The organism is Variovorax ureilyticus, from assembly GCF_037889935.1.
GTDB lineage: Bacteria > Pseudomonadota > Gammaproteobacteria > Burkholderiales > Burkholderiaceae_C > Variovorax > Variovorax ureilyticus.
Genome location: NZ_JBBKZU010000028.1, coordinates 1 through 12,153, shown reverse-complemented (window position 1 = coordinate 12,153; position 12,153 = coordinate 1). Strand labels below are relative to the sequence as shown.

Here is a 12,153-nt window from a genome sequence, read left to right as displayed (position 1 = left end):
GCGATCAGGTCGCCCCTGACACATGAAACTGGCGTGGCCCAGTCCAGGGCACCCGCGGAACCGGCTTTGCCGGGCCGCCGGGTGCGACCCCCTCCCGCCGAAGGCGAGAGAGGGGGGAGCCGCGAAGCGGCTTGGGGGGTGTTTCATTTCAAGCAGAAAGAAAGCCGCCATCCACGGGCAGCACGACACCGTTGACATAGCTGGCCATCTCGGAGGCGAGGAACACGACCGGTCCGACGATTTCCTCCGGCTTGCCGCCGCGCTTGACCGGCACGCGGTTCATGTACCAGTCGGTGCCGCCGGGCACCTGCAACTGCGGCGTCACCATCTCGGTGAGCATCAGGCCGGGCGCGACCGCATTCGCGCGGACGCCGAAGGGCGCAAGGTCGCGTGCCAGCGCCTGCGTGAAGGAGCGCACCGCGCCCTTCGATGCGATGTAGCCCGCGGACGAGATGCCGCTCACGAAGGCGACGATGGACGACAGGTTGATGATGCAGCCCTTGGACGCCTTCAAGGCCGGAACGAACGCATGCGTGACATTGAAGAGCCCTTGCAGGTTCACCTGGATCAGCCGGTCCCACACTTCCGCCGCGTTCGGATCGTCGATGCGCGCCTTGCCGGAAATGCCGGCGTTGTTCACCAGCACGTCGATTGGCCCGAGCCGCTCGGTCAGCGACTGCGCCATCTTCTGCGTCGCTTCGCGATCGGTCACGTCCAGCGCTTCCGCCCAGGCCTCGCCGCCCTGCTCGCGGATGGCGCTGACAACGGCTTCCGCCTTGTCGCGCTGCACGTCGAGCACGATCACGCGGGCGCCTTCCTTCACGAAGCCGTGGGCCATCGCCGCGCCCAGTCCGCCGCCGCCGCCCGTCACGAGGACCAGCTTGTCCTTCACCAGATTCATCGGGAAGTCTCCTTGCGTTGGGCGTCATTCAGACGCCGAGATACGCCCGGCGCACGGCCGGGTCGTTGAGTAGCTGCTTCGACGGGCCGTGGAGATTCAGCTCCCCGTTCTCGAGGATGTAGGCGTAGCTCGAAATGCGCAGCGCAAGCCGCACGTCCTGCTCCACCACGAGGATGGTCAGGCCCTGCTCGCGATTGAGGCGCTGGATGATCTCGAAGATCTGTTCCACCAGCAGCGGCGAAAGGCCCATGGAAGGCTCGTCCAGCAGGATCATCCGCGGCCGCGCCATGAGCGCGCGCCCGATCGCCAGCATCTGCTGCTCACCGCCCGACAGCGTCGAGGCGCGCTGCTCGATGCGTTCCTTGAGGCGCGGGAACATCTGGTAGACGCGCTCGAAGTCCTCGGCGATCTCCTTGCGCGAGGACTTGCGCAGGAAGGCACCGAGTTCGAGGTTCTCGCGCACGCTCATGTCCTTGAAGACCTCGCGGCCCTCCGGCACCTGCACCAGCCCGCGCCGCACGATCTCGTCGGAATGGAGGCGCCCGATCGACTGCCCGTCGAAGCGGATCTCTCCCGCCGAAGGCTCGATCAGGTGCGAGATGGCGTTGAGCGTCGTGCTCTTGCCCGCGCCGTTGCTGCCCAGCAGCGCCACGATCGAACCCCGTGGCACCTGCAGCGAAACGTTCTGCAGCGCCTGGATCGCGCCATAGGAAGCGCTGACGCCGCGCAGTTCCAGCATCATGTCAGTCATTGGCGGCTCCCTTGCCGAGATAGGCTTCGATGACGCGCGGGTCCTGCCCCACTTCGGCGGGCGTGCCTTCGGCGATCTTCTCGCCGAAGGACATCACGGTGATCCGATCGGAGATCGACATCACCAGTTGCATGACATGCTCCACCAGCAACACGGTGATGCCGTCGCGCGATGCAAGCTCGCTCAGCAGTTGGTCGAGGCTTTCGATGTCCCTGTTGCGCAGCCCGGCCGCCGGTTCGTCGAGCAGGAGCAGTTGCGGCTTGAGCGCCAGCGCCCGCGCCAGTTCGAGCAGCTTCTGGTGCCCGAAGTCCAGCTCGCGCGCCGTGGTGTTGCGGTCGTGCGTGAGGCCCACGCGCTCGATCAGGCTGTCCACCAGGTCGCGCGTCTCGCCGTCGGGCCGGCGCAGCAGGCGCCGCACGGTGCTGGCGCTGTGCGAATAGCAGCCCAGCAGCACGTTCTCGTACACGCTCAGTTCACCGAACAGCTCCAGGTTCTGGAAGGTGCGTGCGACGCCAAAGCCCGCCATGCGGTCGGCGCGCGCGTGGCTCACGTCCTGGCCATCGAGCACGATGCGGCCGGCGGTCGGCTGGTAGTAGCGCGAGATGCAGTTGAAAGTCGTGGACTTGCCCGCGCCGTTCGGGCCGATCAGCGCGTGGATCGTGCCCTTCTGCACCTGGAACGACAGGTCGTTGACCGCCGTCAGGCCACCGAAGCGCACGGTGATGCCCTGCACGTCGAGGAACGGAACGGCGCTCATGCGTGGCTCCTTTCGGCGACGCCCGGACGCACCGCGCTGCCGCCCAGGCCGTCCTGCGCGGCGGGACGCGCCGCGCGGCTCTTGCGGTCGGCGAACAGGCCGCGCGGCTTGAACATCATGAAGCCCATCAGGATCGCGCCGTAGATGATCTCCTGCACCGACAGTGCCTGCCGCAGCAGTTCCGAGATGATCCCGAAGGTGATCGCACCGGCGACCGCGCCGCGCACCGAGCCGATGCCGCCGACGACCACCATCGTCAGCACCAGGATGGTGGTCTGGAAGCCCAGGCTTTCCGGATGGATGAACGACACGAACAGCGTGTACATCCCGCCGGCGACCCCTGCGAAGGCGCCCGAGATCGCGAACGCGGACTGCTTCATGGCGCGCGCATTGATGCCCATCGCCGTCGCGGCCACATCGCTCTCGCGCACCGCGCGCAGCGCGGAGCCGAACTGCGAGCGGGAGATCGCCACCGTCGCCCACAGCATGAGCGCCGTGAGGCCGATCACGAAGGGATAGGCCTGCAGGTCGTTGGTGAGCTTGAGGCCGAACAGCTCCGCGGGCTGCAGGCGCATGCCGTTGGATCCGCCCGTGACGCCGTCCCAGTTGAGGAAGACCCACTGCATCGCTTCGCCGAACGCGAAGGTCGCCAGCGCCAGATAGATGTCCCGCATCCGCAGCGCCAGGAAGCCGATCAGGTAGCCGAGCACCGCCGAGAGCAAGCCGCCCGCGAGGATCGACACCACGAAGGGCGGATGCCAGGTCGCATTGATGATGCCGGCCGTGTAGATGCCGATGCCGTAGAACGCGGTGTGCGACAGCGCGAACTGCCCGGCCTCGCCGATGACGACGTGCATGCCGAGGGCCAGCACCACGAACACCATCAGCAGGTTCACCACATACAGCACATAGCCGGTGGCCACGAAGGGGAGCGCGCAGATCACCGCGAGCAGCACCAGCAGCGCCGCGTGATCGAGGTTCGGTTTCTTCATACCTTCTTCACCTGTACCTTGCCGCCGAGCAGGCCCTGCGGCCGCACGATCAGCGTGACGAGGATCGCCAGGAACGGCGCGACGACGATGGCGTTCGTCGACACGAACAGTCCGACGAGGTTCTCCACCACGCCGATGATGAGTCCGCCCAGCACCGCGCCCGGCAGGCTGGTGAAGCCGCCGACGATGGCCGCGGCGTACGCGAGGATCGCGATGTGCGCGATGTCCGGCGTCACCAACACCTTGGGCGTGATGAGCAATGCCGCGATCGCGGAGATCAGCCCCGACATCGCCCACACCAGCATGCGGATGCGCGACAGCCGGATGCCGACGATCTGCGCCGCGCGCGGGTTCATGCCGACCGCGCGCATCGCCTTGCCGATGCGGGTGTAGGTGAACATGAGGTAGATCAGCACCATCACGACCACCGCCACGACGAAGATCGCAATGTCCAGCCGCGTCAGCGCCGCATCGCCGATCAGCACCGCGTCGCTGGAGACCAGCGCGGGCAACGAGCGCGGCGTGTCGCCCAGCCCGGTCTGCCGCACCAGCCCCTTGAGCAGGTAGGCGAGCCCCAGCGTGGCGATGACCAGTTGCACGCCGACCCCGCGCGAGCCCGTGACCCGCTCCATCACGACGCGCTGGAACAGCGCACCGCCCAGCGCCACGATGACCAGCGTCAGCGGAATCACCGCGGCGTAGGGCAGCTTCGCGAGCAGCAGCAGGCTCAGCGCCACGTAGCCGCCGATCATCATCATCTCGCCCTGCGCGAAGTTGGGCACGTCGGTCGTCTTGAACACCGCCACGACGGCCAGTGCCAGCAAGGCATACACGCTGCCCGTCACGAGGCCGGACAACAGGCCTTGCTGCAGGAACAGCCAGAAGTCACTGAAAGTCATGGTCTGGAGCCGGCGCGGAGAACGTCACTTGGGCTGGTAGACCCAGGCGCTGCGGTACGAGCCCGGCACCGTCGTCTTGTTCTCGCCATCGAACTTCAGGTAGATGGCGGACTTCTGGCCTGCATGGTCCGTCGGCGTCAGCTCGATGGGGCCGGCCATCACCTTGGAGTCGAACTTGGTCTTCGACATCGCATCGAGGAACTTCTCGCGGGTCAATTGCGGGCCCGCGGCCTTGAGCGCGTTGACCACTGCCATCGCCGACGGAATGCCGTAGGGCATGTAGGTCTGCGGATAGCCGGGCTTGGCGGCCAGTTCGGGGTAGTAGTCCTTGTACATGTCGTACACCCACTGCAGCTTGGCGCCACCGGGCACGTCGAGCATCACTTCCTGCAGGTACACGCTCTTGAACGCGTCCTTGTTGCCGACGTTCTCCACCAGCTGCTTCAGGTCGGCCGTGCCGTTGACCGCGATCACGATCGGCTTGTTCCACCCGAGCTCCTGCGCCTTCTTCACCAGCAGGCTCACCGGCCGCGCATAGGTGGTGATGACCAGCACGTCGGGGTTGGCCGCTCGGATCTTGAGCATCGGCGCGGTCACGTCGGTGATGTTCGGATTGATCGACTGCACCTGCAGGTCCGCGCCGACCTTCTTGGCCTGGAACTCGGCCGCCTCGAGGTTCCAGCCGCCGTAGGCGTCGTCGTGGTTGATGTAGCCGATCTTCTTGGCCTTGAGGTGCTCGACGGCGAACTGCACCATCGAACCGCCGACCGCGCGCTGCGAGATCGAGAACGCGCCGTAGATGTACTTCGACGGCGGATACAGCGCGCCGTCGCCGGAGGCGTTGAGCATCACCAGCGGCACCTGCACGCGCTCGACGTATTCGCGAGCGCCGACGACCGGGCCCGAGCACGAGCCGCCGTTCAGCAGGAAGACCTTGTCCTGCTCCGTCAGTTTCTTCACCGCGGCGAGCAGGTCGTTGGCGTTGCAGCGGTCGTCCTCGACGACCAGCTCGATCTTGCGGCCGTTGATGCCGCCTTCCTTGTTGACCTTGTCGTAGTACATCTTCGCCGCGTTGATGACGTCGAAACCGTAGGCCATCGAGTTGCCCGACAGCGGGCCGAACATGCCGATCTTGATGGTCTTGTCCGTCAGACCGGGCTCGCTCTGCGCGCTGGCGCCGAAGGCGACGACCGTGGCCGCGAGCGCCACGACAAAGGACTTGCTCAACTTCATGCTTGTCTCCTGTGGAGTTTGGGGTGAGGGGTTGGCGGGCGACCGATCGCCTCAGGCCATGGAACGCGCCGCGTCGGCCTTCTCGAAGCCCGGACGCGGGATGAGGCCCAGCCAGGCCTGCGTGAGGCCGCCGTCGACCAGGATCTCCTGGCCGCTGATGTAGCTCGCACGCTCGCTGGCCAGGAACAGGACCGCCGCCGCGATGTCGTCCGGCGTGCTGATGCGGCCGGCCGGGACGATCTGCTCGCGGCGCTGGCGGACCTCGGGGTTCTGGTAGATCCCGTCGCTCATCGGAGTGCGGATCATCGCGGGGCTGACCACATTGCTGCGGATGCCCTTTTCGCCCAGCTCGACGGCCAGCAGTTGCGACAGCATCTTCACGCCCGCCTTGCTCACGCTGTAGGCGCCGCTGTAAGGCTGCGGGATGCTTCCGGAGATGGAGGCGATGTGCACCATCGAGCCGCCGCCCGCCGCCATCATCTGGCGGCCGAACACCTGCGCGCACAGCAGGTAGCCCGAGAGGTTGACCGACAGCAGCTGGTTCCACTTGTCCAGCGCGATGTCCATGACGGCATCCGCATACAGCGCGGCAGCGTTGTTGACCAGCAGCGTCGCGGGGCCCCACGCCGCCCGGACCTGGTCGGCGGCAGCCTGCACGCTTTCCGTGCGGGTCACGTCACAGGCGAGCTGCATCACGCGCCCGCCGGCATCGCCGACGCTCTCGACGACATCGCGCAGCGTGTCGGTGTTGCGGTCGAGTAGCGCCACACGCGCCCCGGCATCCAGGAGCTGGCGCGCAATCTCCGCGCCGATGCCGCCGCCCGCTCCCGTCACCACGCAGACCCGTTCGCCGAGTCCCAGCCAACTGGTTCCGAAGTCCTTGACCACGCGCGTCATACCCAAGCTCCTAGTTCGCCGATATCAAATGAATTCAGAGCATTATGTATACATGAAATGGACTGAATGCGAGGGTTTTCCCCGAATCAGCGTATTTTCAACTCATCATGTATACGTGAAAGCGAATACGTATACTTGACGCGGAAATCCGAAAGGCGGAAACGGCCTATGAAAACGCTGGCTCAGAACGTCACCGACACCCTTCGCGACTGGATCCTTCATGGCCAGGTGCGACCCGGTGCGCGGTTGGAGGAGGTGCCCCTGGCGGAGCAACTGGGCGTGTCGCGCACGCCCGTGCGCGCGGCGCTCGGCACGCTCGCCACCGAGGGGCTGATCGACCACCAGCCCAAGCGCGGATACCTGGTGCGCGGCTTCGATATGGAAGAGATCGTCGCGGCGTACGAGGTGCGATCGGTGCTCGAAGGGCTGGCATGCCGCAATGCAGCGACGCGCGGCCTCACCGAAGACCAGACCCGCCGGCTCAGGGCAAGCCTGGCGGACGGCGACCGCATCCTCTCGTCCGGCGTGCTGCGGCCGGAGGACCACGAGCCCTACCAGCTCATGAACGTGACCATCCACGACACGCTGCTGACGGCTTCGGGCAACCCGTGGGTCACACGGTTCGCCGAGCAGGCGCAGAACATCCCTTTCGCATCGGACCGCATCGTGCTGTGGGACGACCACGCGATCATCCTGCGTTCGCACGGCGACCATCACCGCATCGTCGAAGCCGTCATCGCGCGCGACAGCATCCGCGCCGAGCAACTGATGCGCGAGCATGTGTACTACGCCGGGATCATCCTGCGGCGCAACTACGAGAAGCTGCTCCAGGCAGGCGACGCTGCACCGGGCGTGAAGCCGACACGCCGCTTCGCAGTCGCCTCTGCGCCACTCTGAACGAGGGCCGCGCAGTCTCGCTCCTATACTGGCCCGGGCCTGTGCCGACAGGAGGCACGGCCCTGTCCAGCATTCAACAAAGGAGACCACAGACAGATGAATGACAAGGTACGACATTGCGCCGCCGCAGCCGCCCTGCTATGCGCCGCCACCTGGGCCGGCGCCCAGCCTGCACCGGCGCCGATGCCGCCGCTCACGCCCGAGCAGCAACGCTTCCATGACATCTACAAGGAGCTGGTCGAGATCAACACCACGCACCTGAGCGGCAACAACACCGAGGCCGCGCAGGCCATGCGCAAGCACCTGCTCGACGCAGGCTTCAAGGCCGACGAGATCCAGCTCTTCGAGCCGTACCCGAACAAGGGCAACCTCGTCGTGCGCTACAAGGGCACGGGCGCGAAGAAGCCGCTCCTGCTGCTGGCGCACATCGACGTGGTCGAGGCCCGGCGCTCCGACTGGAAGACCGACCCCTTCAAGCTGAAGGAAGACGACGGCTACTTCACCGCGCGCGGCTCGTCGGACGACAAGGCCATGGCCGCCTCGTTCGTCTCGATCCTGTCGCAGCTCAAGCGCGAAGGCTTCAAGCCGAACCGCGACATCGTGCTCGCGCTCACGGCCGACGAGGAACTCGGCGACGTGCCCACCAACGGCGCCTTCTGGCTGGTGAACAACCAGCGCGCGCTGCTCGATGCCGAGTTCGGCATCAACGAAGGCGGCGGCGGCCAGCTCAACAACGGCAAGCCGGTGCTGCACCGCGTGCAGGTGGCCGAGAAGATGTACACCACCTACAAGCTGGAGGTGCGTGACGTCGGCGGCCACAGTTCGCTGCCGACGCCGAACAATCCCGTCTACGAGCTCGGCACCGCGCTGGACCGCCTGGGCAAATACCGCTTCCCGGTGAAGCTCGCCGAAGTCACGCAGAAGTACTTCGAGCGCAGCGCGCAGTTCGAGACCGGCCAGATGGCCGAGGACATGCGCGCGGTCGCTTCCGGCAAGCCCGACGAAGCAGCGACCGACCGGCTGTCGAAGTCGGCGCTCTACAACGCGACGCTGCGCACCACCTGCGTCGCCACGCAGGTCACCGCCGGCCATGCGGAGAACGCGCTGCCGCAATCGGCGAAGGCCACGGTCAACTGCCGCATCCTGCCGCACGACGACCCGGCCGAAGTCGATGCCGCGCTGCGCAAGGTGCTCGAGACCCCGCGCATGAAGATCGAGCAGAGCAACCCGCCGCTGAAGAGCCCGCCCTCGCCGCTGCGTCCCGACGTGGTGCAGGTGGTGGAGTCGCTCACGCAGCAGATGTGGCCGGGCATCCCGGTGGTGCCGACGATGAGCACCGGCGCGACCGACAGCCGCTTCATGCGCAACCTCGGCATCCCGATGTACGGCGTCTCGGGCATCTTCTCGGAACCCAGCGATGCGCGTGCGCACGGTCTCGACGAGCGCGTGGCGATCCCGCGCCTCTATGACGGCCGCGAGTTCATGTACCGCATGGTCAAGGCGTTCGCGCAGTAGGGCTGCGGATCGCCTCGACATAGGCCGGCAGGAAGCAGCGCCGGCTTCCGTCCGCGAACTCGACGGTGATCGACGCCGTATCGGCGCTCACCACCTGGCCTTCTCCAAACCGTCCCACCTTCACCGGCTGCTGCAGCGCGAAGGCGGGGGCGCGCATGCGGCGCGTCGCCGGGCGCCGCAGTGGCGCACGTTCGATACGGGCCGCCGACGCAGCGGCAAGCGCTGCCTGGTGGTGCGCGATGCGCAGGCAGTTGTCGCAGGTGCCGCACCGCTGGGCGGGCGCCTCGCCTTCGAGGTAGGCCAGCAGCACCTGCCAACGGCACTGGCCGGTCTGCGCGTAGAACACCATGCGGTCGAGCGCCTCGTGGTCCTGCACCCGCTTCTGCCGATAGCCGGCAGCGAGCTCATGCAGCGTCTCGGCCGTCAGGTCGCGGCGCTGCAGGCGGATGCGCCCGTCCAGCAGGGTCGTGAATACACGGCTGCCACGCAGCAGGCTCAGCGCGACGCGCAGCTTGTTGCGCGGAATCGGCAGCCCCTCGCGCAATTGTGCGAGCGTCATTTCCGAGGCATCGTCCGCATGCGCCTGCATGGCGCGATACACCGCGTCGAGCTCTTCTTCCGCCGGATAGCGCCCGCCGAGGAAGAACTGCTGCACCGCCTTGTCCCGCCGCCGGAAGAGCAGCGTGCACGACGACGGCGCGCCGTCGCGACCCGCGCGGCCGGATTCCTGGTAGTAGGCATCCAGCGCCGGTGGCATCTGGTAGTGCAGCACGAAGCGGATGTCCGGCTTGTCGATGCCCATGCCGAAGGCATTGGTCGCGATCATCACGCGCGTTTCGCCGGCCATGAAGACATCCTGCGCCTGCCGCCTGTCGGCCGCCGCGCGGCGCCCGTGATAGAGCCCCACCGATTCGCCCGCATCGCGCAGCGCGTCGTGCACCGCCACCGCGGCCCTGACCGTCGCGGCGTAGACGATGCCGCTGCCTTCGGTGCCACGTACCAGTTCGATCGCACGGCGCAGCTTCTCGTCCTCGTGCGTGAGTTGCTCCACCGCATAGTGCAGGTTGGGCCGGTAGGTGCCGGTGTCGATCCAGCCGCTCTTCGCGATGCGAAGCCGCTTCATGATGTCCGCTGCGACCTCTTCGCTGGCGGTCGCGGTGAGCGCGAGCACCGGCGGCCGGCCGAGCTTCTCCAGCGCCATGTCGATGTCGAGGAAAGCCGGACGGAAGTCGTGCCCCCACTGCGAGATGCAATGCGCTTCGTCGACCACCAGCAGCGACGTGGGCCGCTCGGTGAGCAGATCGAGGAAGCCGGCGTCCGACAGGCGCTCGGGCGTGGTGAAGACGACTCGCGCGGTGCCGTCGCGCAGCGCCGCCTCGCCGGCGCGGATCTCGTCGGCCGGCACGTGGCTGTTGAACTGCACCGCCTGAATGCCGAGGGCTTCGAGCTTTTCCTGCTGGTCCTTCATCAGCGCGATGAGCGGCGAGATCACGACGGTGCGACCCGGCAGCATCAGCGCCGGAAGCTGATAGCACAGCGACTTGCCCGCGCCGGTCGGCATCACCGCGAGCACGGAGCGGCCGCCGAGCACCCGCTCGATCACCTGCTGCTGGCCCGGACGCAGCGCTTGCAGCCCGAACGCATCGCGCAGGGTGCGCTTGAGGCGGGCTTCCAGCGCCGTGAGCGCTGCGCGAGTCTTCACGCCGGACTTGCTGTGGATTGCACTGACCGCACGGGTGCCTCAGGACTTGCGGCTGCGCATCTCGTCGCGCAGCGCCTTGATCTGATCGTGGTTTCTCTGCGCGCCGTCGGCCTGGCGCTGGACCAGTTCCCGCACCTGCGCAGGAAGGTCCTGCTTCAGCGCCTTCCGATAGCTGGCGACCGCGGTGTCCTCGCCGCGCTCGCACTCCTCCAGCATCGACAAGGCACTGTCGGCACCGAGCGAGCCCTTGACGTGCACCCAGCCGCGATGGAGCGCGCCGGCCACCGAGCCGCCCTCGTCGGCCTTGCCGCCGCAAGCGCGGATCGCTTCCATGAGTTCGTTCGCGGCCGTTGCACAGCTTGCCGCGCGCTCGCGGAACACGGTCTTGAGCTGCTGCGAATCGACCTCGTCGGCGCAGGCACGGAAGCCGTATTCGCCGTCGCGCGAGGTCTCCAGCAGGTCGTTGAGCACGTCGACGACGTTCTTGTTCGAAACAGATGTGGAAGAAGTAGCAGTCTGCATGTGGACTCCAGAAAGACAGGGTTGAACACAGGGTGGCCCCATGTTCGCGCGCCGGCTCGCGCGCCATGTCGTCCCGCACAGCCGGCGGCTGTAAGCCTTCTCTTGCCGGATATGAAACTGCCCTGAAACAGCCGTCTTCCGCCACCTGCGCGAGAAAGATTCCTACGTCGCCATGGGGCACCCAGGCAGAAGGTTCGCGTTTCCGAATCGGCCATCCGCCATCGAGCCCCCACTCGCCGAGCCACCCCATGACCCGCAGAGATCCGCAGACCTTCCTGGAACGCGCGCTGACGGCGATGAAGTCGTCGGCCGCGGCCTGCGAAGTCCGCCCCAAGGGCCGGGGGGGCTTCGACAACATCTCACCGTCGGCCGATCCGCCGAGCTGGACCGTGCGGCCGTACCTCCATGCGCGCGAGATCCGCATCGGCTGGTGCGAAGGCCTGCTCACGGGCGGCGACGGCTCGCCGTGCAGCGGCGGCCTCTGGCATCCGGACACCGAATACAACCGGCTGCTGCTCCTCCTGTCCGTTGCCGAAGGACAGCGCCTGTTCGGCCTCACGACGCACTGGCTCGAGGAACGCGACGCCTGAGACGCCGGACAGCACGACGCCACACCCGGGGCCGCTTCCTACATTCGGCGCCCCCCGGCACCGGTAACTTTCCGCGCGCACCTCAAGGAGATTCAGATGCCCGACAGACAGGCCGACGTGCGGCTTCACGACGAAGTGACAGTGACCGAGGACGACGAAGTCCGCTACTGGATGAACACGCTCGGCGTGACGGAAGAAGCACTTCGCCGCGCCGTCGCCGACGCCGGCACCCGGCCCTGTGACGTGCGCGACTACCTGGGTGCGCCGTCCACGGGCGCGGCCTAGTACCCGCCGGCGGACGCCAGGGACCGGGCCATGGCAGGTCACGGCGGTACGGCACGCGGCCGCGTGATCTCGTTGACGGTGGAAGGTCGCCACTTCGGCACCGAGCACGAGCGGGCCACGCGCAACGAAGTCTCTCGCCGCCTGGCGGCACTGAAGCGGGGGGGGGTTGGGGGGGGGGTTTGGGGGGGGGGTTTTGATGGTGGGGTGGGGTT

At 67.1% G+C, this 12,153-nt stretch carries 13 protein-coding genes; 4 read left to right on the top strand and 9 right to left on the bottom strand.

Annotation, left to right across the window (positions count from 1 at the left end; all coding sequences use genetic code 11):
* Positions 1 to 148: 148 nt before the first annotated feature.
* From WKW77_RS33455 to WKW77_RS33425, 7 genes are read right to left on the bottom strand one after another with little or no spacing between them, the layout of a single operon-like run.
* Complete coding sequence (locus WKW77_RS33455; protein WP_340361202.1) at positions 149 to 901, bottom strand: SDR family NAD(P)-dependent oxidoreductase; 753 nt, start codon at positions 899 to 901, stop codon at positions 149 to 151.
* 28 nt (positions 902 to 929) lie between these two features.
* Positions 930 to 1,652: an ABC transporter ATP-binding protein gene (locus tag WKW77_RS33450; protein ID WP_340361201.1), complete on the bottom strand. Its 723-nt coding sequence runs from the start codon at positions 1,650 to 1,652 to the stop codon at positions 930 to 932.
* A complete protein-coding gene (locus WKW77_RS33445; protein ID WP_340361200.1) occupies positions 1,645 to 2,409 on the bottom strand; it encodes an ABC transporter ATP-binding protein in 765 nt (254 codons plus the stop codon). Before WKW77_RS33445 ends, WKW77_RS33450 begins: the two co-directional genes overlap by 8 nt.
* Positions 2,406 to 3,401: a branched-chain amino acid ABC transporter permease gene (locus tag WKW77_RS33440; protein WP_340361199.1), complete on the bottom strand. Its 996-nt coding sequence runs from the start codon at positions 3,399 to 3,401 to the stop codon at positions 2,406 to 2,408. The genes WKW77_RS33445 and WKW77_RS33440 overlap by 4 nt, the downstream gene beginning before the upstream one ends.
* Positions 3,398 to 4,300 carry a branched-chain amino acid ABC transporter permease gene (locus WKW77_RS33435; RefSeq protein ID WP_340361198.1) on the bottom strand — a complete coding sequence of 301 codons (903 nt, stop codon included), beginning with the start codon at positions 4,298 to 4,300 and terminating at the stop codon, positions 3,398 to 3,400. The genes WKW77_RS33440 and WKW77_RS33435 overlap by 4 nt, the downstream gene beginning before the upstream one ends.
* Positions 4,301 to 4,324: 24 nt before the next feature.
* Complete coding sequence (locus WKW77_RS33430) at positions 4,325 to 5,533, bottom strand: ABC transporter substrate-binding protein (protein ID WP_340361197.1); 1,209 nt, start codon at positions 5,531 to 5,533, stop codon at positions 4,325 to 4,327.
* A gap of 51 nt (positions 5,534 to 5,584) precedes the next feature.
* Positions 5,585 to 6,430 carry an SDR family NAD(P)-dependent oxidoreductase gene (locus WKW77_RS33425; RefSeq protein ID WP_340361196.1) on the bottom strand — a complete coding sequence of 282 codons (846 nt, stop codon included), beginning with the start codon at positions 6,428 to 6,430 and terminating at the stop codon, positions 5,585 to 5,587.
* A gap of 168 nt (positions 6,431 to 6,598) precedes the next feature.
* Here WKW77_RS33425 and WKW77_RS33420 point away from each other — a divergent pair, with 168 nt between their 5' ends.
* Entirely contained in the window at positions 6,599 to 7,327 is a 729-nt protein-coding gene (locus WKW77_RS33420; RefSeq protein ID WP_340361195.1) for a GntR family transcriptional regulator, read from the top strand.
* A 96-nt stretch (positions 7,328 to 7,423) separates the two neighbouring features.
* Positions 7,424 to 8,842: a M20/M25/M40 family metallo-hydrolase gene (locus tag WKW77_RS33415; protein ID WP_340361194.1), complete on the top strand. Its 1,419-nt coding sequence runs from the start codon at positions 7,424 to 7,426 to the stop codon at positions 8,840 to 8,842.
* Here WKW77_RS33415 and WKW77_RS33410 read toward each other — a convergent pair.
* On the bottom strand, positions 8,823 to 10,544 hold the full coding sequence (locus WKW77_RS33410) for a RecQ family ATP-dependent DNA helicase (protein WP_340361193.1): 1,722 nt from the start codon (positions 10,542 to 10,544) through the stop codon (positions 8,823 to 8,825). The genes WKW77_RS33415 and WKW77_RS33410 overlap by 20 nt on opposite strands.
* A gap of 39 nt (positions 10,545 to 10,583) precedes the next feature.
* Positions 10,584 to 11,066: a PA2169 family four-helix-bundle protein gene (locus tag WKW77_RS33405; RefSeq protein ID WP_340361192.1), complete on the bottom strand. Its 483-nt coding sequence runs from the start codon at positions 11,064 to 11,066 to the stop codon at positions 10,584 to 10,586.
* 248 nt (positions 11,067 to 11,314) lie between these two features.
* On the opposite strand from WKW77_RS33405, the gene WKW77_RS33400 reads away from it, so the two are divergent.
* Positions 11,315 to 11,656 (top strand): hypothetical protein, encoded by a 342-nt coding sequence (locus WKW77_RS33400; RefSeq protein WP_340361191.1) that lies wholly within the window; start codon positions 11,315 to 11,317, stop codon positions 11,654 to 11,656.
* Between the two features lie 96 nt (positions 11,657 to 11,752).
* Positions 11,753 to 11,941, top strand: coding sequence for a DUF3606 domain-containing protein (locus tag WKW77_RS33395; RefSeq protein WP_340361190.1), 189 nt, complete (start codon positions 11,753 to 11,755; stop codon positions 11,939 to 11,941).
* Positions 11,942 to 12,153: the final 212 nt, after the last annotated feature.